General features: G+C 69.9%; 23 protein-coding genes. 11 read left to right on the forward strand and 12 right to left on the reverse strand.

What is annotated here, in order from left to right; translation table 11 throughout:
• Positions 1-5 precede the first annotated feature (5 nt).
• From WBA97_RS04850 to WBA97_RS04880, 7 genes are all read left to right on the forward strand, one after another.
• Positions 6-2,618, forward strand: coding sequence for a bi-domain-containing oxidoreductase (locus tag WBA97_RS04850; protein ID WP_424229463.1), 2,613 nt, complete (start codon positions 6-8; stop codon positions 2,616-2,618).
• Entirely contained in the window at positions 2,615-4,588 is a 1,974-nt protein-coding gene (locus WBA97_RS04855) for an alginate lyase family protein (protein ID WP_424229464.1), read from the forward strand. The genes WBA97_RS04850 and WBA97_RS04855 overlap by 4 nt, the downstream gene beginning before the upstream one ends.
• Positions 4,589-4,607: 19 nt before the next feature.
• Positions 4,608-6,110, forward strand: coding sequence for a right-handed parallel beta-helix repeat-containing protein (locus WBA97_RS04860; protein ID WP_424229465.1), 1,503 nt, complete (start codon positions 4,608-4,610; stop codon positions 6,108-6,110).
• 1 nt (position 6,111) lies between these two features.
• Positions 6,112-7,332, forward strand: a complete 1,221-nt coding sequence (locus WBA97_RS04865) for an O-antigen ligase domain-containing protein (protein WP_424229466.1) — start codon at positions 6,112-6,114, stop codon at positions 7,330-7,332.
• Positions 7,329-8,549 carry a glycosyltransferase gene (locus WBA97_RS04870; RefSeq protein WP_424229467.1) on the forward strand — a complete coding sequence of 407 codons (1,221 nt, stop codon included), beginning with the start codon at positions 7,329-7,331 and terminating at the stop codon, positions 8,547-8,549. Before WBA97_RS04865 ends, WBA97_RS04870 begins: the two co-directional genes overlap by 4 nt.
• On the forward strand, positions 8,527-9,642 hold the full coding sequence (locus WBA97_RS04875; protein WP_424229468.1) for a nucleotidyltransferase family protein: 1,116 nt from the start codon (positions 8,527-8,529) through the stop codon (positions 9,640-9,642). The genes WBA97_RS04870 and WBA97_RS04875 overlap by 23 nt, the downstream gene beginning before the upstream one ends.
• Positions 9,643-9,847: 205 nt before the next feature.
• Positions 9,848-10,285: a DUF5980 family protein gene (locus WBA97_RS04880; RefSeq protein ID WP_424229469.1), complete on the forward strand. Its 438-nt coding sequence runs from the start codon at positions 9,848-9,850 to the stop codon at positions 10,283-10,285.
• A gap of 44 nt (positions 10,286-10,329) precedes the next feature.
• Here the strand turns inward: WBA97_RS04880 and WBA97_RS04885 are convergent, their stop codons facing one another.
• The gene (locus WBA97_RS04885) at positions 10,330-11,460 is read right to left on the reverse strand and encodes an asparagine synthase-related protein (protein ID WP_424229470.1); all 1,131 of its coding nucleotides are present in this window, start codon (positions 11,458-11,460) and stop codon (positions 10,330-10,332) included.
• Between the two features lie 57 nt (positions 11,461-11,517).
• Positions 11,518-11,658 (reverse strand): lasso RiPP family leader peptide-containing protein, encoded by a 141-nt coding sequence (locus tag WBA97_RS04890; protein WP_424229471.1) that lies wholly within the window; start codon positions 11,656-11,658, stop codon positions 11,518-11,520.
• A 108-nt stretch (positions 11,659-11,766) separates the two neighbouring features.
• On the opposite strand from WBA97_RS04890, the gene WBA97_RS04895 reads away from it, so the two are divergent.
• On the forward strand, positions 11,767-13,512 hold the full coding sequence (locus WBA97_RS04895; protein ID WP_424229472.1) for an ABC transporter ATP-binding protein: 1,746 nt from the start codon (positions 11,767-11,769) through the stop codon (positions 13,510-13,512).
• On the opposite strand, the gene WBA97_RS04900 is transcribed toward WBA97_RS04895, so the two are convergent.
• Together WBA97_RS04900 and WBA97_RS04905 are read right to left on the reverse strand one after the other, a co-directional pair.
• Positions 13,503-13,676, reverse strand: coding sequence for a hypothetical protein (locus WBA97_RS04900; RefSeq protein ID WP_424229473.1), 174 nt, complete (start codon positions 13,674-13,676; stop codon positions 13,503-13,505). The two genes, WBA97_RS04895 and WBA97_RS04900, sit on opposite strands and share 10 nt — an antisense overlap.
• The gene (locus WBA97_RS04905; RefSeq protein WP_424229474.1) at positions 13,654-13,869 is read right to left on the reverse strand and encodes a hypothetical protein; all 216 of its coding nucleotides are present in this window, start codon (positions 13,867-13,869) and stop codon (positions 13,654-13,656) included. Before WBA97_RS04905 ends, WBA97_RS04900 begins: the two co-directional genes overlap by 23 nt.
• Before the next feature lie 58 nt (positions 13,870-13,927).
• Between WBA97_RS04905 and WBA97_RS04910 the strand changes: the two genes are divergently transcribed.
• Both WBA97_RS04910 and WBA97_RS04915 read left to right on the forward strand, forming a co-directional pair.
• Complete coding sequence (locus WBA97_RS04910) at positions 13,928-14,752, forward strand: helix-turn-helix domain-containing protein (RefSeq protein WP_424229475.1); 825 nt, start codon at positions 13,928-13,930, stop codon at positions 14,750-14,752.
• A 2-nt stretch (positions 14,753-14,754) separates the two neighbouring features.
• Positions 14,755-14,910 carry a DUF397 domain-containing protein gene (locus WBA97_RS04915; RefSeq protein WP_424229476.1) on the forward strand — a complete coding sequence of 52 codons (156 nt, stop codon included), beginning with the start codon at positions 14,755-14,757 and terminating at the stop codon, positions 14,908-14,910.
• Here the strand turns inward: WBA97_RS04915 and WBA97_RS04920 are convergent.
• The 3 genes from WBA97_RS04920 to WBA97_RS04930 are packed head-to-tail and all read right to left on the reverse strand — an operon-like array spanning position 14,872 to position 16,441.
• Complete coding sequence (locus WBA97_RS04920; protein ID WP_424229477.1) at positions 14,872-15,786, reverse strand: hypothetical protein; 915 nt, start codon at positions 15,784-15,786, stop codon at positions 14,872-14,874. The genes WBA97_RS04915 and WBA97_RS04920 overlap by 39 nt on opposite strands.
• Positions 15,783-16,193, reverse strand: coding sequence for a lasso peptide biosynthesis B2 protein (locus WBA97_RS04925; protein WP_424229478.1), 411 nt, complete (start codon positions 16,191-16,193; stop codon positions 15,783-15,785). The genes WBA97_RS04920 and WBA97_RS04925 overlap by 4 nt, the downstream gene beginning before the upstream one ends.
• The gene (locus WBA97_RS04930; RefSeq protein WP_424229479.1) at positions 16,190-16,441 is read right to left on the reverse strand and encodes a PqqD family protein; all 252 of its coding nucleotides are present in this window, start codon (positions 16,439-16,441) and stop codon (positions 16,190-16,192) included. Before WBA97_RS04930 ends, WBA97_RS04925 begins: the two co-directional genes overlap by 4 nt.
• A 192-nt stretch (positions 16,442-16,633) precedes the next feature.
• Here WBA97_RS04930 and WBA97_RS04935 point away from each other — a divergent pair, with 192 nt between their 5' ends.
• A complete protein-coding gene (locus tag WBA97_RS04935) occupies positions 16,634-17,176 on the forward strand; it encodes a phosphatase PAP2 family protein (RefSeq protein ID WP_424229480.1) in 543 nt (180 codons plus the stop codon).
• Positions 17,177-17,423: 247 nt separating this feature from the next.
• Here WBA97_RS04935 and WBA97_RS04940 read toward each other — a convergent pair whose 3' ends face one another.
• From WBA97_RS04940 to WBA97_RS04960, 5 genes are all read right to left on the reverse strand, one after another.
• Entirely contained in the window at positions 17,424-18,074 is a 651-nt protein-coding gene (locus WBA97_RS04940; protein WP_424229481.1) for a DNA-binding response regulator, read from the reverse strand.
• Positions 18,071-20,308: a sensor histidine kinase gene (locus WBA97_RS04945; protein ID WP_424229482.1), complete on the reverse strand. Its 2,238-nt coding sequence runs from the start codon at positions 20,306-20,308 to the stop codon at positions 18,071-18,073. Before WBA97_RS04945 ends, WBA97_RS04940 begins: the two co-directional genes overlap by 4 nt.
• Positions 20,309-20,372: 64 nt before the next feature.
• Positions 20,373-21,671, reverse strand: coding sequence for a glutamate-1-semialdehyde 2,1-aminomutase (locus WBA97_RS04950; RefSeq protein ID WP_424229483.1), 1,299 nt, complete (start codon positions 21,669-21,671; stop codon positions 20,373-20,375).
• Between the two features lie 4 nt (positions 21,672-21,675).
• On the reverse strand, positions 21,676-22,221 hold the full coding sequence (locus WBA97_RS04955; RefSeq protein ID WP_424229484.1) for a dTDP-4-dehydrorhamnose 3,5-epimerase family protein: 546 nt from the start codon (positions 22,219-22,221) through the stop codon (positions 21,676-21,678).
• 1 nt (position 22,222) lies between these two features.
• Entirely contained in the window at positions 22,223-23,005 is a 783-nt protein-coding gene (locus tag WBA97_RS04960) for a class I SAM-dependent methyltransferase (protein WP_424229485.1), read from the reverse strand.
• Between the last annotated feature and the right edge of the window lie 28 nt (positions 23,006-23,033).

The following is a 23,033-nucleotide window of genomic DNA, read 5'->3' on the forward strand; positions in this document are numbered from 1 at the left end:
CGGTCTTGAAGCAGGTTGTGCAGAACTACAAGAGCGGCGAGCTGGCGCTGCTGGACGTGCCGGCACCGGCGTGCAAGCCGGGTGGCGTGCTGGTGTCGACCCTGTTCTCGCTGATCTCCACCGGCACCGAGCTGATGAAGGTCAGCGAGGCGAGCAAGTCGTTGCTCGGCAAGGCGAAGGCCCGCCCGGACCAGGTCGCGAAGGTGATGCAGAGCGTCGCGACGAACGGTCTGTCCGCCACCTACCGCAAGGTGACCAGCAAGCTCGACTCGTACACGCCGCTCGGGTACTCGCTGTGCGGCGAGGTGATCGCCGTCGGCGACGGGATCACCGACGTGTCGGTGGGTTCGCTCGTCGCGTGCGCCGGGAACGAGCACGCACTGCACGCCGAGCTGAACTGGGTGCCGAAGAACCTGTACGCCCCCGTGCCGTCGGCGCTGTCCCCTTCGCACGCCGCGTTCGGCACGGTGGGTTCGATCGCCATGCAGGGCGTGCGCCGCGGCGAGCCGCAACTCGGCGACGTGGCGCTGGTGATCGGGCTCGGGCTGATCGGGCAGCTGGTGGTGCAGTTGCTTGTCGCGTCCGGCGTGACGGTGATCGGCGCCGACCCCGACCCGCAACGCTGCGAGCTGGCCGAGTCGGTTGGCGCGTCGCTGTGCGCGGCCCCCGGGTCGGACACCGTCGAGCTGGCGGTCGCGTCACTGACGAACGGCCATGGCGTGGACCAGGTGTACCTGGCCGCGGGCGGCGCGACGAACCAGCCGGTCGAGCTGGCCGCGAAGCTGTCGCGCGACCGGGGCACGGTCGTGGACATCGGCAAGTGCAACCTCGACCTGCCGTGGAACGCCTACTACGAGAAGGAACTCGACGTCCGTTTCTCCCGCTCCTACGGGCCGGGCCGCTACGACCCCTCCTACGAGCTGGAAGGCCGCGACTACCCGATCGGGTACGTGCGCTGGACGGAACGCCGCAACCTCGAGTGCTTCCTGGATCTCGCCGCCCGCGACAAGATCGACGTCTCGCCCCTGATCACCCACATCGCCCGCTTCGACGACGCGGTGGAGACCTACCGCGCACTCAACGACGGCGAGCTGAAGGCAGTGGCGGTCCTGTTCGACTACCCACGCAACGATCCCCGAGAACTGTCGGTGCCCACTGATAGCGTTGAAAACGGGGGCCCCCCGGCAGAGCCAATGGGACTCTCGCACGAGGACGCCACTTCACACGCTTCAGAATCCGCACCGTCCAACGGTAAAGTCGAAAACGGGGGACCCCCTGGCGTGCCAATGGGACTCTCGCACGGGGACGCCGCCCCGGACGCTTCAGAAAACCCCCACTCCAACGGTAAAGTCGAAAACGGGGGACCCCCTGGCGTGCCAATGGGACTCTCGCTCGGAGACGTCGCCGCGGACGCTTCGGAATCACCGCTTCCCGACGGTAATGTGGAAACCGGGGGCCCCCCGGCCGAGTCAATGGGACTCTCGCACGGGGACGTCGCCGCGGACGCTTCGGAAAGGCCCCTCTCCAACGGTAGTGTGGAAATCGGGGGGCCCCCTGGCGTGTCAATGGGACTCTCGCGCGGGGTGGGTGGCGGGAAGGGCTTGACAGGGACTGGCTCGAACGGGCGGTCCGTCCGGAAGTCCACGGTGCGGGTCGGGTTCATCGGGGCCGGGAACTACGCCTCGTCGATGTTGTTGCCGCACCTCGCCGAGAACGACCGGGTCGACCTGCATCGCGTCGTCACCACCTCCGCGCTCTCCGGCGCCAACGCCAAGCGCAAGTTCGGTTTCCGTGACGCGTCGACCGACCTCGACGATCTGCTCGGCGACGACACGATCGACGCCGTCTTCGTGGTCACCCGGCACAGCACGCACGCCGAACTGACCAACCGCGCCCTCCGCGCGGGCAAGGCCGTCTTCGTCGAGAAGCCGCTCGCACTGTCCGAAGAGGAACTGGACAGCGTCCGCGCCACCATCGAGGAGACCGGCAACGACCGACTCCAGGTGGGCTTCAACCGCCGCTTCGCCCCGCTGCTCAACGAGACCCGCCGCCAGTTCGGCCGTCGCGTCGGCCCGGCGTCGGTTCGCTACCTGGTCAACGCGGGCCCACTCGGCGGCGGCAGCTGGTACACCCAGAACGCGGAAGGCACCCGGTTCGCGGGTGAGGGCGGGCATTTCATCGACACCGTCTCGTGGCTGCTCGCCGACGACCCCGCCACGGTCTACGCGACCGCCACCCCCGGCCACACCGACCTGCAGGTCGTCCTGACCTACCCGGACGGCTCCACCGCCGCGGTCACCTACACCACCACCGGGTCGACGCAGTTCCAGAAGGAGACCATCGACTTCACCGCCGACGGCAAGGTTCTCCGCTTCGACGACTTCGCCCGCGCCGCCGTGTTCGCACGCAAGAAGTGGGTCAGCTCCCGCCTGCCCAAGGCCCGCGACAAGGGCCAGGCCGCGGAACTGCGCGCGTTCGTGGAGGCCGTCGCCACCGGCGGCCCGATGCCGGTGCCGTTCAGCTCTCTCACCGCGACGACCCGCGCGACCCTCGCCGTCGAGGCCAGCCTCAACACCGGCGTGCCCGTGCACATCTCGTCCCCTGAGCACACGCCATGAGACCCACCTGGTACCTGCGCCGCCTGTCCCGCATGGGCCCGCGTGAGGTCGCCGCCCGTGCCGTGGTCGCCGCCCGCGTCCACCGCTGGCGGCGGGTCCTCCACGACACGGGCGCGATGAACGCCGTGTGGCTGCCCGGCCGGCGGTTCAAGCCCGTGCTACCCGACCAGGCACTCGCCGCGGTCACGCCTGCCGCGCGGGAACGCCTCGTCGCCACCGCGGACGAGCTGATGGCGGGCCGCGCCGAGTACTTCGGGATCGTCCGCGAGGACATGGTCGCGCCCGACTGGTCGCGGGACCCCAGGACCGGCAGGCACGCGCCAACCGACCGGTACGCGTTCGACATCCCCTACCGGGACGAGCACGCCGTCGGCGACATCAAGCAGCTGTGGGAGCCGTCGCGGCACCAGCACCTCACGGTCCTCGCCGCCGCCTTCGCCCTCACCGGCGACGAGCGGTACGCGGACCGCGTGGCCGAGCACCTGCGTTCGTGGTGGGCCGGGAACCCGCCGCTGCGGGGTGTGCACTGGGTGAGCGGCATCGAGCTCGGCATCCGGCTCATCTCGTGGGTGTGGGTGCGCCGCCTGCTCGACCGCTGGTCCGGCGCCGCCGAGCTGTTCGAGGACAACCCCGTCGCGCTGCACCAGATCTGGCACCACCAGCGGTGGCTCGCCTCGCTCGGCAGCCTCGGCTCGTCCGCCAACAACCATGTCATCGCCGAGACCGCGGGCCAGCTCGTGGCGGCGTGCGCGTTCGACTGGTTTCCCGAGTCGCCATCGTGGCGGTCCTCGGCACTGCGCCAGTTCGACGAGCACCTGCACCACAACACGTTCGCGTCCGGGCTCAACCGCGAGCTGGCGACCGAGTACCACGGACTGGTGCTCGAGCTGGGCCTCGCGGCGGCCGTCGAGGCCGACGCGGCGGGGGTCCGCGTGCCGGACACGACGTGGCTCGTGCTGATGCGCATGTGCGACACGCTCGCCTCGATCGTCGATGTCGAGCTCAACCCGCCCCGACAGGGCGACGCCGACGACGGTCACGGCCTGGTCGTCGACGGCGCGGGTGTACGACGCTGGGCGAGCCTCCTGCACACCGGTGACCAGCTGTTCGGCAGGCAACCCTGGTGGCCGCAGGTGCCCGTCGACGATGTCCGCACCCCGCTCGTCGCCGCGCTCAGCAACGGCGCCCGCAACGACGCGGTGCGTCCCGCGGCACGCCCGGCGCACTTCGCGGACGCCGGCATGACGATCCTGCGCACCGGCGAGGGGGAGCCCGGCGAGATCTGGTGCCGTTGTGACGGCGGCCCGCACGGGTTTCTGTCGATCGCCGCCCACGCGCACGCCGACGCGCTGTCGGTGGAGGTGCGCCACGACGGGGTCGACATCCTCGCCGACCCGGGCACCTACTGCTACCACGGGCAACCCGAGTGGCGTGCCTTCTTCCGGTCCACCATCGGGCACAACACGCTCGAACTGGACGGCCGGGACCAGTCGCAGTCCGGCGGCCCGTTCATGTGGACCCGCCATGCCAACACCAACGTGCTCGTCGCGGACGCGGGCAAGGGCGGGGTCGCGACGTGGACCGCCGAGCACGACGGTTACTCCCGCGGCCGCGAACAGGCCGTGCACCGCAGAACGGTCCGCCTCGACCGCAAGGCCCGCGAACTCGAGATCCACGACGAGGTCCTGTCACCCACCACACACGTCTGCCGCCTGGCGTTCCACCTGGGACCGCGGGTGACGGCGGTGCTGGACGGCAGCGCGGCACTGTTGTCCTGGAACGACCGGACGGCGGTGCTCGAGCTGCCCGAGGACCTCGCGTGGAACGTGCACCGAGGGCAGGAGGAGCCGCCGCTTGGCTGGTACTCAGCCGACTTCGGCCGCCGCGAACCCGCCACGACGCTCGTCGGTAAGGGCCGCGCGGGCGGTAAGACCGCTCCACTAGTGACCATGCTCCGCTTTGACAGCTAGACCAGTCCGGAGGTTCCCTGTGCGCACTCGACCTTGGTCGCGGTGGCTGCTGGCGGGTGCGCTGATTACCCTGCTCGTCTCGTGCACCAATGCCGATGCGCCGTTGCCGGACAACAGTTCGGCGGCGCCGGAGAAGATCGCCGCGGTGTGCGGCCACACCAGGCCAGGACCCGCCAAGCCGCCGGACGGCGCGGTCGAGGTGGACCCGGAGGTCGACGACGACCTGGCGAACAAGACCGAGTCGAACCCGCCGGGCACCGTCTTCTGGCTGGCGCCCGGCACACACGTGCTGAACACGGGTGAGTTCAGCTCGGTCTCCCCGAAGGACGGCAACACCTACCTGGGCGCCCCCGGCGCGATCCTGGATGGCCGGCGCGTCAACAAGTACGCGTTCGTGGCCTTCGCGCGGGATGTGACGATCCGCGCGCTGACCGTGCGCAACTTCATCGCACCGCTCAACGAGGGCGTGGTGAACCACGACTCCGGCGACGGCTGGGTGATCGAGGACAACACGTTCGAGAAGAACGGCGGTGCCGCCATGATGACCGGCTCGCACCAGCGGATCCGCGGCAACTGCCTGCGCGACAACGGCCAGTACGCCATCAACGCGTACAAGGACGGCGAGCTCACCGACATCCTGGTCGAGGGCAACGAGATCACCGGCAACAACACCGACGACTGGGAGTCGAAGGTCGACAGTTGCGGCTGCACCGGCGGGGTGAAGTTCTGGGCGGTCGACAAGGCCGACATCCGAGGCAACTGGGTGCACGACAACCATGGTGCCGGGTTGTGGGCCGACACCAACAACAACGACTTCCTCATCGAGCACAACGTCATCGAGGACAACGACGGCCCAGCGGTCTTCTACGAGATCAGCTACAACGCGGTGATCCGCGCGAACACCCTGCGCCGCAACAACATCGTCGAAGGACGCGAGTTCGCCTCCAACGGCGACAACTTCCCGTCGGCCACGATCTACCTTTCGGAGTCCGGCGGCGAGCCACGCGTGCCCGCCAGGACCGCGAAGATCGAGATCTACGGGAACGTGCTGGAGGACAACTGGTCCGGCATCACCCTGTGGGAGAACGCCGACCGGTTCTGCAACAGCGACGCCAACACGTCCGGCGGCTGCACGCTGCTCGTGCCCGACATCGAGCGCTGCAAACGACCGGACATCGCGAAGGACCCGCTCTACGACGACTGCCGGTGGAAGACGCAGAACGTGGAGATCAAGGACAACCGGTTCTCCGTCAACCCCACGACCGTCGGCTGCAACGCGCTGTGCGCGCGGATGGCGGTCATCTCCAACTACGGCACGTACCCCGCCTGGTCGCCCTACCACGGAACCGCCGTGCAGCAGGCGATCACGTTCGCACAGAACAACACGTGGCACGACAACCACTACTCGGGTCCCTGGACCTTCATGGCGCAGGACACGAGCCGCGTGATCAACCCGTCGCAGTGGCAGTCGACGCCGTACACACAGGACCGCCAGAGCACCTTCGTCCAGGCGGGTGGCTGACATGACGACCACCGCCGCGGCCAGGGCAGGCGCCACCACCCAGCCGGAGTTCCTCCAGGAGCAGCGCACGCCACGGCTGGTAGCGGTCGTGTGGGTGCTGCTCGTCGTCAACACGCTGGGCACGCAGCACTCGTTCACCGTCTTCCCGTTCCCCAAGCCGGTCGCGCAGATGATCACGATGGGCGCGGTCGTCGCCGCGTTCATGCTCGCGCTGCTGCTGAACCCGCGCGGACGACTCCGCCCCAGCGCATACCTGCTGATCCTCACGTTGCTGCTGGTGGTGAGCATCGTGTCCAGCGCCCGGCTCGAGTCCGGGTTCGGCGCGTTGTTCCGCTGCTTCCGCCTCGGCATGTTCGTGGCGACGCTGTGGCTGCTCACCCGGTGGTGGGACGACTGGCTGCTGTTCGTGCGCACCCATGTCCGCGCGCTCGCCGCGGTGCTGTTCACGGTCGTCCTCGGACTCGTCATCTCGCCGGGCACCGCGATGTCCCCGGTGTACGGCGACGGCAGGCTCCTCGGCGCGGTGTGGCCGCTCACCCCGCCCCAGGTCGGCCAGTACTCGGCGACCGTCGTCGGCCTCGTGATCCTGTTGTGGCTCGGTCGCTACACCACCCGCACCAGCATGTTCGTCATCGGTGTGCCCGCGCTGGCGGTGCTGCTGCTCAGCCACACCCGCACCGCACTGCTCGCGCTGGTCATCGGACTCGCCGTGGCGTTGCTGTCGCTGGCGACCTCGTCACGACGCGCCCGCAAGGTCTTCACGTGGACAGTGGTCGTTGGCGGGTTCACCACGGTGATCGCCGGAGCGGCGATCGGGACCTGGTTCCGGCGCGGGCAGGACGACCTCACCGAGCTGACCGGCCGCGAGAAGGTGTGGGACGCCCTGCTCTCGGAACCCCGCACGCTCATCGAGAAGATCTTCGGGATCGGGCTCAGCAACAAGTCGTTCGGCGGTCTGCCCATCGACTCGAGCTGGCTAGCCGTCTACCACGAACAGGGCTACCTCGGGCTCACGCTCGTCGTCGTGTTCCTCCTGACGCTGCTGGGGGTCGCCATCCTGCGGCCACCGTCGATCACCAGGGCGATCGCGTTGTTCCTCGTCGTGTACTGCGCCATCGCCTCCTACACCGAGGCAGGGCTCGCCGACGCGTCGCCCTACCTGCTGAACCTGACCATCGCGGCGTTGCTGCTCGCACGCGTGAGACCCGGAGCGTCACCATGACCGAGCGTTCCCCTGACCTACGCGTTCTCGTGCTGCACAACCGGTACCGAAGCGAACAGCCGAGCGGCGAGAACAACGTCGTCGACGCCGAGGTCGCCATGCTGCGCGAAGCGGGCCACCAGGTGGACCTGTTCGAACGGCGCAGCGACGACATCGCGGAGATGTCCATGGTGCGCAAGGCACTCGTGCCACTGCGCGTGCCGTGGAATCCGGCCACTCGCACCGCGCTGGCCGAGCGGCTGCGCCGCGAGCGGCCGGACATCGTCCACGTCCACAACACGTTCCCGCTGCTGTCACCGTCGGTTCTGGAGGCGTGCCGGGACGCGAACGTGCCCGTGGTGGCGACGCTGCACAACTACACCCAGATCTGCCCGACCGGCACGCTGTACCGCGACGGTGCGACGTGCACGGCATGCGCCGGGAAGATCCCGCTGCCCGCCGTGCGGTACGGCTGCTACCGCGGTTCCGCCGCCGCGACCGTTCCGGTCGCGCTCAACCTCCTCACCAACCGCCGCCGCTGGTGGTCGACGGTGTCGCGGTTCCTGTGTATCTCGGATGCGCAGCGCCGCACGCTGATCGCGAACGGCATGCCTGCCGAGCTGCTGACGGTGAAGTACAACTTCGTCGAGGACATGGGCGTCCGCAGGGTCGGCCCGGGCGAGCACCTCCTGTATCTCGGCAGGCTGGCCGAGGAGAAGGGTGTGCGCCTGTTGATGGCCGCGTGGGACCGGATCGCGAGCGCGGGCGGACTCGGGGTGCCCCTGGTGATCGCGGGTGCCGGGCCGCTCGCCGACGAGGTCACGACGTGGGCCCGAGGACGGGCCGACGTGCGCTTCGCCGGTCTCCAGGACAAGGCGGGGAGCCGGGAGCTGACCGCAAGGGCGATCGCCGTGGTGGTTCCGTCGCAGTGGCTGGAGACGTTCGGACTCGTCGTGGTCGAGGCCATGGCCGCGGGGGTGCCCTCGGTGGTCGCCGGGCACAGCTCACTCGCCGAACTCGTGCAGGACGGCGTGACCGGGATGACGCACACCCCCGGCGACGCCGCCTCACTCGCCGCCGCCCTCGGTCAGATCGTGCGAGCACCCACGTCCCTCGGAAACGCCGCGCGGGCCCGGTACGAGCGCGAGTTCACCAGGACGGCCGGGCTCGCGAACCTGGTCGGGGCATACCACCAGGTAATCGAGGAGGCCAGCCGTGGCGCGCAGACTGTGCGGTGAGGACAGCTACCCCGCGCCACTGCTCGCGGTCACCGGCCACGGACTTTTGGGCACCACGCGGCCCTTCCCGGCAACACCACTTGCCGACGACGAGTGGGCGATGTTGCTCACCACCGCCAAGGCGAACCGGGTGCTGGGTCAGCTGCGTGCGGCGGTCGACGCCGGCCGCCTGCCCGTCACCGACGACCAGCGCCGTCAGGCACGTGGCGCGCACCGCGCCGTGCTGATGCGGGTGCTGTCGCTGGAGCAGCACCTGGTGTCCGTGCACGACGTGCTCGACGGCATCGACTGCCGGGTACTGAAGGGCAGCGCCTACGCGCACCTGGACTACCCGGAGCCCGCGCTGCGTTCGTTCATCGACCTCGACCTGCTGTTTCGCCCCGAGGACATCGAACGAGCGGTGGCGGTGCTGTCGGGCGCGGGGTTCGCCCGCACCCTCGCCGAGCCACGGCCGGGTTTCGACCGCCGCTTCGACAAGGGCACCACGCTGCGCGGCAACGGCTTCGAGATCGACCTGCACCGGACGTTCGTCCTGGGGCCCTGGGGGGTGCGGGTCAACATCGACGAGTTGTGGGACTCCGGTGAGGAGTTCACCGTCGGGGGACGCACGCTCGTGGCGTTGTCGGCGCGCAACCGCTTCCTGCACGCGTGCTACCACGCGGCGCTGGGTGACTGGCCCCTGCGGCTCGGGTCGTTGCGGGATGTCGCTCAGTTGCTGCCTGGCTCCTTGGCCGCGGTGGATCGGGCCCGGGCCTGGGGTGTCCAGGCCGTGGTGGCCGCCGCCGTCGCCGACGCGACCCGGTTGCTCGGGTTGCCTTCCGTCAGTCCGGTACAGGACTGGGCCGCTTCCTATGTGCCCACCCGGCGGGAGGAGCACTGGCTCGGGCTCCACACCCAGTCCACCAAGACCTTTGCCGCACAGGCGATCGCGACGTTGCCCGTGCTGCCCGGGGTGCGGAACAAGACGGCCTATCTGCGGGCGTTGATCATGCCTGACCCGCAGTACACCGACGGGCGGCACGCCACGGCGCTGTCGCGCTTCCGGTTCGGGGTAAGGGAAGCGCTGCGGGGACGCGGGAAGAGCACCAGTTGAATCGAACATATGAACAGGTTACGCCGAATGGCCCAGACGTCCAGCGAGTCCGGGAAGTTCACTCGTTCGGGTAGCGCGGTGACCTGCAGTACGAAACTTTCGGTTGCGGGACAAGGGAAACACGACCCAACCGGGCTTGAACCATATCCGTGGACCGCGCGTAATCCAGCTTCGGACAGTGTCCGGACAACTCTGGAGCGTGCACATGAGGTACCGAACGAAGCCGGTCCGAGGTGGCGTCAGGGTCGCCTCCGCCCTGGTGGCGGCGATCACACTGATGCTGGCCGGTGTCGCACCCGCATCGGCGTCGACATGGACCCTGCAGGACATCGACCAGCGGATCTGCCTCCGGCCCGACAGCCCATTCCCCAACACCTACGTGCTCGCTCCCGTGGTCGGGACGTGGACGAGCACCATCACGACCGGGATCAGGAACTTCCCGCCCGGTTCGACCAACAACGGCAGCTCCACGTTCCCGCCGGGTTCGCACGACGGGTCCTACATCAACGGGTTCATCGGGGTGTCGATCGCGGCCGCGCCGGAAGGCGACCACATCGGTGAGGTGTGGGCGTCCGACGGAACCGTGACCCAGGCCGTCCCGGTGCTGTTGCGCTACGACTACCGGACCAACTGCTGGGTGTGACCGCGCGCGAACGGGTGCCTCACGCCGCGGGGCACCCGTTCGCGCTAACGCGACCTCCGCTGGGACAGCCACGCCTGTTGCAGCAGTGACATCGACGGGGCGTGCGGCGTTGGCGACAACCAGTTGTCGCGCAGGGCATCCGGGTCGACCAGGTTCGTGTCCACACCGGAGCCGTCCCACCGCCGGGCGAACTCGCGGGTATGCCTGGTGAACACGGCGTTCGCGAACAGTGCCTTCGTGCGGCGCTCAAGAACCTCGCGCGGGAGCAGGTCACCGAACAGGGAGCGCATGGTCGCGGCTCTGCCCGTCCACCCCAGGAAGCCGCCCTTCGCCGCCACCGCGGCCACCAGGGACGGCTCCGCGAACGCCTGCACATACGTCACGTTCAGATCGGCGCCCAGCGCCTGAACGGTTTCGTAGCCGATGCGTGCGCAGCGCCGGGTCGCGAACTGCCACGTGTTGCGGCCCGCGTGCAGTGCGAACGCGGCCATGTCCGCCGCGTCCCTGCGGGCCAGTTCGACCTCCACGTCCGCGCGCAGCCATGGCCTGCGGTAGCGGTCGCGCATCGCCGAGTGGCGCCGGAACACCGCGGGGGCCAGCGCGTGCGGCACATCCGCGTACACCCTCGGCGACACCCGCCCCCGGGACTTGAGGATCTTCGTCACCGGGGTGACGCGCTTCAGGCCGAACGCCTCGTCGCCACCCTCGCCGGTGAGCAGCACGCCGCCGCGGGCCATGGTCATCATGCGGAGGGTCGGGGCGAAGTTGGGGGGCCACACCAGGCCGTGCCGCAGCAACACGGGGGTGGCGACCGGGCCGAGCGGGTCGTGTTCGTCGTGGACGGTCAGCACGATCCGGCGCGTCACGCCGAGGTGGTCGAGCACCACCCGCTGCCACTCCGCTTCCTCGGTGTCGGCAGCGTCCGGATAGGACAGTGTGACCGGGGTCGGCAGTGGGAGCCCCTCACGGCGCGCCAGGGCGACCGCGGCCGCCAGCAGTACCGACGAGTCACGGCCGCCCGAGAACGCCACCAGGCACGGGGACCGTCGCAAGTGGGGCAACAGCAACTGGTCGAACACGTGCCGAGGGGTACCGGCCGGCGGCATCGGCAGCGGGTCGTAGCCGTTTACCCAGCCGCCCGCGACTTCCAGCGGGTCCAATGTGTACAAGCCCAAGGCTGCTCCCTTGCGATCAGGTGACGGGTCCGGGGCTGGCGGACCCGCCACCGCAGATCAGGAGTAGTCGTCGCGGTCACCGAGGATCGGGATTATCCACGTCAGGTTGTCGGAGGACTGTCCGAACAGGTTCGCCTGGGTGAGATCCGAAAGGGAGCCCAGTGCGGTGATCTCGGGGGATTCGTAGGGCTGGAGCATGTTTCACCTCCTTGTGGTGTGACTGGTAAGTCGTCGTTCCATCCGATTCATTACGCAACGAGACCGTCTGAGCAGTAACGAAAGCTGTCCGTAGTCGACCTTAGGTACATGCGCCGGTTGGTGAGGACCCCACGATTGATCGCCGCCGCCGCACGGGAGGTGCGGCGGGCGGACCGGGGTGGCACCGTGCTCGCGACCGTCTACCAGTTGGTCGGCGCACTCGCCGCCCTTGGCATGGTGGCGGCGGGCAAGCTCACCTTCGACGCGCTGCTCACGCCGGAACAGGCCGCGCTCGGCCTCACACCGGCGTTGTTGATGCTCGCGCTCGCGACGGCGTTGTCCGGCTCCGTCGGTCCACTCCAGACACAACAGCACCGCATCCTCGGCGAGCGGGTGTCACAGCGCGTGTGGGACCGGTTGCTGGACACGACCGCCCGCGCCGACCTCGTCACCTACGAGTCGACGGGTTTCGCCACCGCGCTCGAACGAGTGCGGCAGCACGCGCTCACCCGGCCCTTCGCGGTCACGGCGGCATTGCTGGGGCTCACCGGGAGCCTGCTCGGGGTGACCGCCATGTCGGTCGTGTTGCTGACCGTCGAGCCGCTTCTGCTGCCGCTCCTGCTCGCCGCGGGAGTGCCCGCGGTGCTTCTGTCGCGCTGGGCGAGCCGCACGGAGTTCGCGTTCGCGCACCGGCTCACGACGTTGTTCCGGCGCCGCAACTACCTGCAGGAGCTGCTGACCCAGCGCCGGTACGCGGCGGAGGTCCGCGCGTTCGACGCGACGGGGCCGCTGCGTGTGAAGCACGACACGCTCAACGCCGAGGTGAACGTGGCTCTGCAGAGCCAGGTCCGGCGCAGGCAGCTGATCGCGGCACTCACCACGCTGGGGGTGGCGGTCGCACTGACCGGCGCGTTGCTGGCGATCGCGCAGCTGGTGCGGACCGGACGCATCGACCTCGCCGAGGCTGGTGCCGCGGCGATCGCCGTGCGGCTGCTGAGCGGGCAGCTGGGCACGTTGTTCGGCTCGATCGGCGGGCTGCTCGAGTCGGCGCCGTTCCTCGCGGACCTGGAGCGGTTCGTCGCGAGTGGACCGCCGCCAGCACCCAAGGGCCGCAAGCACGCGCTGACCGACCGGGTGACGTTGCGTGGCGCGCGGTTCAGCTACCCGGGGCAGGAGCGGCCCGCGGTCGACGGGGTGGACCTGGAGATCCGCGCCGGTGAGGTCGTCGCGGTGGTCGGCGAGAACGGGTCCGGCAAGACGACACTCGCCAAGATCGTCGCGGGCCTGTACGAACCCGACGACGGCAGCCGCAGCTGGGACGGTGCCGACATGCCCGCGACGGACGTGCGTGCCTCGGTGACGGTCATCTTCCAGGACTTCGTGCGTTACCAGATGACCGTGCGGGACAACATCGTGATCAGCGGTGACGACACGGACCCGTCGGCCGCGGCCAGATCCGCGGGCCTGGCGCCGACCGTGCGGGCACTGCCGGAGGGCATGGACACGATGCTGGGCCGCGACCTCGACGAGGGTGTGGACCTGTCCGGCGGGCAGTGGCAGCGGGTGGCCCTCGCCAGGGCGCTGCATCGCGACACCCCGCTCATCGTGCTCGACGAACCGGCGGCCGCGCTGGACCCCAGGGCCGAGCACGAGCTGTTCACGAACGTGCGCGCCACCCTCGGCGGACGCGCGGCCCTGCTGATCTCGCACCGGTTCTCGAGCACGCGGATGGCCGACCGGATCTACGTCATGGACGCGGGCCGGGTCGTCGAGTGCGGCACCCACGACGAGCTGATGGCCGCGGCCGGGCAGTACGCCGAGCTGTACCGCCTGCAGTCGGCGGCCTACCGCTGACCCTCGATCTGCAGCCAGACCTCGACACACGGCCAGCCGACGCCGCACACGACACAGAGGCCCGACCGGTCGCCGGGGCGGTGCTGCCGGAGGGCGAGCACGAGTAGTTCGTACTGTGCGGTCGCTTCCAGGACCCCGGACTCACTGCGCCGATGTCTGCCCACGCTCGTCCATCTCCCCGAGGGCGGTCGTGCCGAGGCGCAGGAAGTCGCGCAGCGCGGTGGCGTCGAAGACGAACTCGAACGTCTCGCGTGCGGCGCCGAGGGAGAACTCGACGATGTCGCTGTCCACCACGTGGAAACGCATGGGGCAGTGATCGCGGATGGTGACGTACGAACAGACGCGCAGGCTTGTCATGCAATCAGACGCTACGCTCCTTCTGGACCGGCCAGGATCGATTGCCAGGGGTGACAGGATGAGCAGGAGCGATCCGCGAGCGCGCGACCGCATCATCGGAGCAAAACTGCGGGCCATTCGCACCGGGCGGGCGGAGATTTCACTCGAACGTGCTGCCGAGTTGGCCGGGTGGGCACCGAGTCGGCTCAGTCGCACCGAGCGGGGGTTGCGCCAGGTCGCCACTGACGAGGTGGCAACGCTCCTCACCGCATGGCGGCTTCCTGTCAGAGAACGGGAAGAGGTGCTGGCGGAGATCCAGGCGGGATCGTCGTCGGGGTGGTGGGATCGGCCGCTGCCGGGAGTGCCGAGTTATGTGGGCGCGTTGGCGAGCTACGAGGCAGACGCGACGGAACTCGCGAACGTGGCCATCGCGGTCGTGCCAGGTCTGCTGCATACCTATGAGACAGCAATCGCGGTGATGCGAGCAGGCGGCGCTTCGCCGCAGGATGCGGAGATCAGCTGGATGGCTCGACTGCGACGGCAACAGATTCTGGGGGGCGTCGAATACTCGGCCTACATCACCGAGTCTGCGCTCCGGACGCCGTTCGGCGGAACGAGGGCGTTGCGCGATCAACTGACGCACCTGCTGACCGCCCAGGACAGGGGCATGCGAGTGCGCATCATCCCCGCACACCAGACGAAGGTACTGCTCCTGCATCCGTGGATGTTGATGCGTTTCCCGAACACGAAACCCGTGGTCCACGTCGAGCTGGCGTCGGGTGCCTTCTTCCTGCACGACGACGACGTGGCGCCCTACGCGGACACCCTCGACCGGCTGAACAGGGTCGCCCTGTCCCGGGAGGACAGCCGTAGGATGATCAGTGGTCTGATGAAGGAGTTGTGAGCATGTGGCGTAAGTCGAGCAAGAGCGACACTGGTACCCAGTGTGTTGAGGTTCGGCACGATCTGGCCGCGCTTCGGGACAGCAAGCAGCCTGATGGGCCTGCGCTGGCGACGCCCGCGTTAGGCGCGCTGATCAAGAGGTTGAAGAGCGGTCAGTAGGCCTTCCAGGACGCCGTCGTCGAACGGCGGGCCCCACGGGATCGTCGCCTCGAACACCGGCACCCGCTCCACCAGGTCTCCCAGCCCCTGGAACGTCGCGGCCATCGACGCGGCGTCCTGCCAGCCCAGCACCCTCGGGTAGCGGCTCAGCCGCAGCAGCGCCTCCGCCGCACCCAGGCGGCGCAGGGTCACCTCGGTCACGTCGCGGCTCGGCCTTGGCACCACGCATGCCGACAACGGCAGTGGGGCGTCGACCAGTTCCCGTGGGCGCAGTGCCAGGCGGCCGTCGGCGGTTTCATAGGTCTCGCCGGTGGCCAGTTCGCGGGCGTTCTCCCGCAGGCGGTTCTCCGTGCCGCCCGGGTGGACCATGCCGTCGTCGACGCGCAGCAGGTCGTCCGACACCAGGCCGCAGCCCAGGCCGCACAGGGCGGCCGCCAGCGTCGACTTGCCCATGCCCGACGAGCCAACGAACGCTATCGCCGAGCCACCCGTCCGGACCGCGCTGGCGTGGAGGACCAGGGCGTGGTGCAGCATCAGGTGCACGGCCAGCACCGCACCCGAGATCAGGACCGGGAGCAGGCCCTCGTCGGCACCCGGGTGCAGGTGAACGGTGACGCGTTCGAGTTTCGGGTCGCCGGTGAAGTCGCACAGGCCCGGGTAGCGCAGGACCGTGCTCGAGCCGCGGGCGAGGGTGTAGAAGATCGTGTGGTCCGGGCGGGCGACCTCCGCCAGGCGTTCGCCGGGCGGTCGTTCGTGCGGGATCTCCCGGTCGGGGCCTCGGCGCAGGACCAGGTCCGGGGTGCCCGTTCCCGGCGGCAGGGGCAGTGGGACATCGCTGGTGATCCGCAGGCCGTAGGCGTGGTAGGTGAAGGTCATGCCGCCCCCAGGGTGGCGTAGCGGGCCGACTCCGGGTCGAGGGTGCGGCCGTCGACCTCCAGCCAGGAGTGGGCCACGAACTCGCCCGACTCGTCTCGGCGGACACCGATCCGCAGGACCGGGCCCAGGCGGCGCAGCCTCCTGCCCAGGACCAGGCAGCGGCGCAGGCACGTGTTGCCTGGCGGCCAGTGCGCCACCGCGTACTGGCAGGCGTACACCGGGGTGCGGGTGTGGCGGGGCAGCACCGCGCGCTCGGTGGCCGGCGGGGCGGCGCTGTGCAGGTCGCAGGCGATGCCAAGCACCCGGCACACGGCTGGCAGGTCCTCGCGGCGCAGGCCGCGCTCGATGCGGGCGAGCCAGTAGAAGGCCCTGACCACCTCCAGTGCCAGCCGTGCGCGGCGCTTCATGCCAGCAGCTGCGCCTCACGCAGCCGGTCGACGAAGACCCCGATGTCGCGGCGTGCGGTGAGCTCGTCGACGTCGAACTCGGCGACGATCGCCGTGACGAGGTCGTCGACGGACCGTTCCTCGCCGAGCAGTTCGAAAACGCGGCTGCCGACGCCGGTGATGGCGAAATACTGCGAGTTCGGCAGGTCCAGCACGATGGTCTCCCCGCCGATGGTGCGTGCGGAGATCTCTGTGGTGCGCAGTCGCATGTCGTTTCCTTCCCGCGCGGTCCACTGTGGATTCGGGATTTACCCCGCTGTTGTTACCGCTGGAGAAACAATCGTGACCGCTTCGACGACATCCTGTGTGTGCGGGTCGAATTGGAGGTACGTGCGCTGCCTGCGCGGGTCGGCCCGCCCATTGGCGTGACGTCCGCGCTCGCGGCGATTGCTCTTGTTGTCATGGGTTTCGTGTTCGCTGGGCAGTCGACGGGTGCCGCCATCGACGTCTGGGCCGGGGATTACCTTCGGCACCTCGAGTCGCCATGGCGGCAGCTCGCGCTGATCGTCGACTGGACCGGGGAACCGGTCGGCGCCGCGCTCGTGCTCGCCACCCTCGTGACTGTCTTCCTACGGGCGGGAAACCGGCGGGCCGCGTTACTGGCGGTCGCCGGGCCCGCTGTCGCCGTCGCCGTCACCACCGCGATGAAACCATTGGTGGGCAGGACGATCAACGACGGGTTCCTGTCGTTTCCCAGTGGCCACACGGCAACCGCCACGGCGTTCGCGCTCGTCGTGATGCTGGTGGTGGTGCGGGAGCGGACCGCGGGCGCGGGCATGGCGCTGATCGCGGTGGTGACCGTGCCGGTCGCGGCGTTGATGGCGTTGGCGCAGGTGCTGCTGAACGCGCACTACCTGACCGACACGCTCGGCGGGTTCTGCACCGCGGTCGCGGTCGTGCCCGCCGTAGCGTGGGTGCTCGACCGGCTGCCCTGGCCGGAATGAGAAATGAGAACGGCCGCTGCCTCGGGCTGCCCCGTCCCGAGGCGAGCGACCGCCTGAGCGAGAAACACTCTCTCCCCGCGCGCGGCGGCGCACCAGCCGTGCCGCCGTCACCGAGCGCTACCCACGACTACCGATGGGTTGCCGTCGCCTGTGGAGCTGGGTGCTGTCGTTCGGTGCCGCGCATGATGTTCCTGCTGTACTCCACGTTACTGGCCAATCACTGCGGTGAATGAGACACGTTCGTACCTCATAGCTCGTCGATCGTGACCAAGCCGTCCTGGAGGGCGCGTGCGACCAGCGCGGCCTTGGTCGGGGCGGCGCGGCCCGCGCTCGCGTACTTGGCCCGCACCCTGGTCAGGTAGGTGTTCACGGTGTTGACCGTGATGTTCAGTGCGTCCGCCACCGACTTCTTGGACTCACAGTGGAACCACTCACGCAGGACGTTGACCTCCTGCTCGGACAGCTTCGGGCGGTTCGGGTTGGTGTCGGTGCCGAGCGCGCCGGCCAGCGCGGGCGGGGTGTACGGCTCGTGCCGGGCCGCCGCGTGGATGGCGGCGACGAGGTGGGACTCGCCCTCGGCCTTCGTGAGGTAGGTGAAGGCCCCGATGTCGAGACAGGTCAGCGCGGTCTCCTGGTCGTCCCGCATGGTGCTCACCACGACGGTGCGGCCCGCGTCGACGAGGCGTTTCAGCTCGCCGTAGGCCGGGCCGGTCATGTCGAGCTGCAGGTCCAGCACGACCACGTCCGCCTCGGCGCCAGGGCCGACCCACGCCGTCGCCACCGTCGGGCCCGCCGCGACCACCTGGATCGGCGGCTCCGCCAGCGCGCACCACGCCCGCACCCCGGCCACGACCACCGGGTGATCGTCGACCACCACCACCGTCATACCCGCACTCATGTCCGCCGCCATGTCGTCTTGACCCACAGCTTGCCCCCATTGTCCGAAGTGGACACCACGATCGCCGGGTCCATCGCCGTCGGCACCAGCTCCGGCGGCGAGTCCGCGACCACCGACACCGTGACCTCGTCGGCGGCGCCGATGACCGTCACCCGAGCGGTGCTGGCCGCCGTCGCCAGCGCCGCGACCGCCGGGTCGGTCAGCGCGCGGCGCACCGACTTCGGCACCTGCGGGCGTTCGCCGCGTTCGGCGAAGTGGACCGTGATCCCGTTGCGTTCCGCCAGCTCCACGCACGCCCGCAGCTCGTGCGACAGCTGGTCGGGCACGCTCGTGTCCTCCGCCAGCAGCCGCCGCACCCGCGCCGCCTCCACCGCACACGCCCGCCGGAACACGGGGTCGCCAGGGTCGGCCTCGCCGGACGCGAGGGCGGCGAGCAGCGGGGCGGTCGAGTCGGCCAGGGCGGCGTAGCGCTCGGTGCGGTCGCGGTGGACCTGCTCGGCCACCGCCCGCTCGGTCCGCAGCCGCTCCTGCCGGTAGGTGACCGCCGCCGCGGTCACCGCGACCGGCCGCAGCACCACGGTGACCACGCCGACCGCCAGCTGGTAGCTGAACACGACGACCGTCGCGTTGACCGCCTCGGCCACGGTGATGGCCGCGTCGCCGCCGAGGGCGGTCTGGGTGAAGGTCATCGCGTAGTGGGCGGCGAGTGCCACGGCGATGACCGCGACGCGGAAGTCCAGGACGAGCAGCAGCAGGGTCCACGCCGCGTCGCCCTCCGACCAGTGGGCCATGCCGAGTCGCAGCTCCGGCGGGACGGCGTCGTTGCACAGCGCGGACACGGCGAACACGATCGCCACGAGCGGCCAGCGCACCATCCCGAGCGGACGCTTCCGCCACAGGTGCCATGCCACCACGAGCGTCACCGCGGTGAGCACCACCAGGGTCAGGACCTGCATGCCGAGCGACCGGTAGTGCTGCTGGTTCGCGACGAGCCTGGGCAGGTCGAGGCCGAACAGGATGATCAGGTTCATCACGACGACCGACCACCGCAGCCCGGTGCCGACGCCGGTCTTGATGGTCTCGACGTCGCCCCCGGCGTCCGTGGACACCGAGAACGGGCGGGTCAGGCGCACGCGGGTGCCGTCGCCGGGGCTGCTGATCACCTCGGCGGTGCCGCCCGCGCGGGTCAGGCGTTCGAGGATCGACCTGGTCACGCCGTAGCGGTGCCCGTTGACCTGGGTCGGGTCGAACCCGGCGCCCCGGTCGGCGACCTCCACGACCACCTCGCCGTCGTCCCGCCGCACCGACACGGTGGCCTCGCCGACGCCCGCGTGCCGGACCACGTTCGTGAGTGCCTCACGGACACCACCTGCCAGCGCGACCGCGTCGGCGGCCGGGACGGTCAGGTGGTCCGGTGCCTCCCACCGGACGGTCAGCGGCATGTGACGGCCGACGTCCCGCAGGTGCGCGACCAGGTCCACCTCGCCTGCCGGGGACGCGTGGTCGCCGCTGATGGCCGCGAGGTCATGGGCGGCCTGCGCGGCGAGGTGGGGGTCCGGCCGGTCCGCGACGCCGGAGCCGACCATGAGCAGCGTCGCCGACGCGGTGTCGTGCAGGGCGGCCAGGTACTCGCGCTCGTCGGCGCGGCGGGCCTCGGCGACCGCCGCGTCCCGGCGCGACTGTTCGCTGCGGGCCACCGCCAGGTCGGCGTCGCGGGCACCCTTGCGGACGAGCACGTACAGCGCCCGCGACAGCCCGGCCTCGATCACCGTCCACAGCTGGAGCGGCAGCACGTCGAGCCAGCCGGGTGAGTCGGCGATCGCCGCGCCGACGAGGAACGCGGCCATGACCGTCAGCGTCGCGGCCGCGTGCGCGATCAGCGGCAGCTGCCACGCGTAGGCGATGACCGTGATGCCGATGACCGCGATGACCCACGTGATGCCATGCGCTGAACCGGTCGGCACCGTCCACAGCTGGGTCAGGCACAGCGCGCACATCAACGCGACGTCCAGCGGCACCAGCAGCCGGCCGCGGCGCGGGAAGCGATAGGCGTAGAAGACCGTCCATGCGACGAGCCCGACCACCACGAACACGGTGAGCAGGGGCGCGGCGGTCGTCTCGAGCAGCACGGACACCAGCCCGGCGACCGCGGACATGAGACACCGCAGGCCGAGGGAGTACGCGGCACCGGCACGCAGCAGTTCCCGCTCCGTGCTGCCCAGGTCCCCGATCACGCGCCACCGCCTTGCCGCAGGGATGCGTCACCGCATGTTAGTCCGCCTCCCCTGGCGCGGGACACTAGGCAAAACGGCGGAACACCGGCTTAACGGGGCGGCCGCCCTGCCACGGCGACGGGTCGCCCGTGTCGAGCGCCTGGCGGTACACGGCGCACGCACCGGCCACGACCTCGACGGTGCGGTCGATGTCCTCGTCGGAGAGGGCGCTGCTGACCACGAACGACGGGCCGACCACGCCGCCCTGGATCAGCCTGCGCAGGAACAACGTGCGGAACTCCTGGGACGGCCTGCCGTCCTGGTCGAGCGTGGCGAACACGAGGTTGCTGTCGCGGCCGCGCACGACGACGTGCTCCGCGACCCCCTCGGCCGCCGCGACCTGCCGCACCCCGGCGGCCAGGCGCGCGCCGATCGCGTGGAGCCGCTCGGCGATGCCCTCCTCGACATAGGTGTCCATGACGGCCATCGCGGCGGCCAGGGCGTGGGTCTCCCCGCCGTGCGTGGTGGACAGCAGGAACACGCGTTCGCGGGTGTCACGCAGCCCGCCCAGCTCCATCAGGTCCCGGCGGCCGGCGAGCGCGGACACGGCGAACCCGTTGCCGATCGCCTTGCCGAACGTCGACAGGTCCGGGGTCACGCCGTACACGCCCTGCGCACCCGCCTCCGACCAGCGGAAACCGGTGATCATCTCGTCGAAGATCAGCACCACGCCGTGGGAGGTGCACAGGTCACGCAGACCCCGCAGGTAACCGGGCGGCGGGTCGTTCTGTGTGGCGGCCTCGAGGATCACGCACGCGACGTCGTGCTCGGTGAAGAGGCGTTCGACGGCCGCCAGGTCGCCGTAGGGGAACGTGACCGTCAGGTCATGGCCGGGAATGCCCGAGGACATGGCGGTGGTGCCGATGAACCAGTCGTCGGTGGAGAAGAACGGCTGGTCCGCACACAGCGCCACGACCTCGCGGCCGGTGGCGGCACGCGCGAGGCGGACGGCGGCGGTGGTGACGTCCGAGCCGTTCTTCGCGAACTTGACCATCTCCGCGGTCGGCACGGTCGCGAGGAACTTCGCGGCCGCATCGACCTCCAGCTCACTGGGGCGCACGAAGTTGCTGCCCAGCTCCAGCTGTGCGCGCACGGCCTCGACGACCCGGGGGTGCGCGTGGCCGAGGCTCACGGCACGCAGACCCGAGCCGTACTCGATGAACTCGTTGCCGTCGACGTCCCACACGTGCGCGCCGCGCCCGCGTGCGATCACCGGGGCCATGCCCTCCGGGTACTGGTCCTCACCCTTGGCGTAGGTGTGGGCGCCACCGGGCACCATGTCGTGGAGGCGCTTGTTCGCCTCGCGGGAACGGGTGAAGTCCATTGCGTCATACCCTTTCGAGGGCCACAGCCAAGGTCGGCGCCTGCCGGTCCCGTTCGGACAGCAGCGCGGGCGGCAGCGGCCACGGGATCGCCAACTCGGGGTCGTCGAAGGCGATCGCCACGTCCTCCGCCGGGTCGTGGCGCCTATCGATGCGATAGGACACGTCGGCGGGGTCGGTGAGCGCCTGGAACCCGTGTGCACAACCGGCGGGCACGTACAGCGTCACCTGTGTATCGCCAGAAAGTTCCAGATGTTTCTGGTTCCGGAATGTGGCGGAGCCCGGTCGCAGGTCGACGATCACGTCGAAGACGCGGCCATACGAACAGCGGACCAGCTTCGCCTCCCCGCGCCCGGACCGCAGGTGCATGCCGCGCAGGACACCCCGTGCCGAGCGCGACAGGCTGTCCTGCGAGAAACCGTCCGGGTCGATGCCCGAGGACCGGACGACCTCGGCGTCGAAGGTGCGGCTGAAGAAGCCGCGTTCGTCGGCGTGCGGTGTCGGCTCGAACAGGAACGCACCCTCGATCTCGGGCACGGGCGTGGCTTTCACGTCACTCCCCCTTGGAGACCAGGAAATACGCGTAGTTGCGGTCCAGCTCGTTCTCCGGGATCAGCTCCACGACCTCGGGCCGCAGCCCGCACCTGGTGACCAGCTGCCAGAACTCCGGCACCGAGTACGTCGTCATGCCCGCCACACTGGTGCGGTAACCGCGGCGGCGAGGGCGGTTCCAGAAGCCGCCGTCGTGGTACTTGACCTGGATCAGCGCCAGCCCGCCAGGCGCCAGCATCCTGGACGCGATCCGCAGGAGCCGCTCGCCGTACTCGGGGGTGGGGATCAGCTCGAAGACGTAGAAGCAGAGGAAGAGATCGCAGGTACCGACCTGCTCCACCACGCGCTCGGGATGGGCGACCTCGGCGAGCACCGGTGTGTAGCGGGTGTCGCCGTGCGCGGCCACCTGCCGTGCGCACTCGTCCAGTGTCTCCGGCACCACGTCCACCCCGACGAACTCGCTCGCCCTCGGTGCGAAGTGGACGGCGTTGGCGCCGCCGCCACAGCCCCACTCCACCACGCGCCCAAGTGGACGGTCGAACCCGACCGAGCGTGCGCCGCGGTCGAACATGTCGAGGTGCCGCTTGCCGATCTCGTACCAGAGGTCACCGTTGTCGAAGACGGGTGCGTCCCGCCAGTGCGAGTTCGCCTTCCACTTCGAACTTCCCGACTCCGCCCAGTAGTCCTGGGCGTCCTCGGCGATCCGGGACTCCGAATGGGACAGTCCGACGCGGGTGAGGACGCGCTGCAGCAGGTCTTCCGCCCGGCTGCCCAGCTGCCGCACGGTGGCCGCCAAACTCGGGGGACGAACG

This window comes from Actinophytocola sp., assembly GCF_049647105.1.
In the GTDB taxonomy this organism is placed as follows: domain Bacteria; phylum Actinomycetota; class Actinomycetes; order Mycobacteriales; family Pseudonocardiaceae; genus Actinophytocola.

Coding starts and splice junctions, on each gene's coding strand:
- WBA97_RS04855 (WP_424229464.1), top strand. CDS start 2,615: ATGAGACCCACCTGGTACCTGCGCCGCCTGTCCCGCATGGGCCCGCGT.
- WBA97_RS04865 (WP_424229466.1), top strand. CDS start 6,112: ATGACGACCACCGCCGCGGCCAGGGCAGGCGCCACCACCCAGCCGGAG.
- WBA97_RS04870 (WP_424229467.1), top strand. CDS start 7,329: ATGACCGAGCGTTCCCCTGACCTACGCGTTCTCGTGCTGCACAACCGG.
- WBA97_RS04880 (WP_424229469.1), top strand. CDS start 9,848: ATGAGGTACCGAACGAAGCCGGTCCGAGGTGGCGTCAGGGTCGCCTCC.
- WBA97_RS04890 (WP_424229471.1), bottom strand. CDS start 11,658: ATGCTCCAGCCCTACGAATCCCCCGAGATCACCGCACTGGGCTCCCTT.
- WBA97_RS04895 (WP_424229472.1), top strand. CDS start 11,767: ATGCGCCGGTTGGTGAGGACCCCACGATTGATCGCCGCCGCCGCACGG.
- WBA97_RS04905 (WP_424229474.1), bottom strand. CDS start 13,869: ATGACAAGCCTGCGCGTCTGTTCGTACGTCACCATCCGCGATCACTGC.
- WBA97_RS04910 (WP_424229475.1), top strand. CDS start 13,928: ATGAGCAGGAGCGATCCGCGAGCGCGCGACCGCATCATCGGAGCAAAA.
- WBA97_RS04915 (WP_424229476.1), top strand. CDS start 14,755: ATGTGGCGTAAGTCGAGCAAGAGCGACACTGGTACCCAGTGTGTTGAG.
- WBA97_RS04920 (WP_424229477.1), bottom strand. CDS start 15,786: ATGACCTTCACCTACCACGCCTACGGCCTGCGGATCACCAGCGATGTC.
- WBA97_RS04925 (WP_424229478.1), bottom strand. CDS start 16,193: ATGAAGCGCCGCGCACGGCTGGCACTGGAGGTGGTCAGGGCCTTCTAC.
- WBA97_RS04930 (WP_424229479.1), bottom strand. CDS start 16,441: ATGCGACTGCGCACCACAGAGATCTCCGCACGCACCATCGGCGGGGAG.
- WBA97_RS04935 (WP_424229480.1), top strand. CDS start 16,634: ATGGGTTTCGTGTTCGCTGGGCAGTCGACGGGTGCCGCCATCGACGTC.
- WBA97_RS04940 (WP_424229481.1), bottom strand. CDS start 18,074: ATGAGTGCGGGTATGACGGTGGTGGTGGTCGACGATCACCCGGTGGTC.
- WBA97_RS04950 (WP_424229483.1), bottom strand. CDS start 21,671: ATGGACTTCACCCGTTCCCGCGAGGCGAACAAGCGCCTCCACGACATG.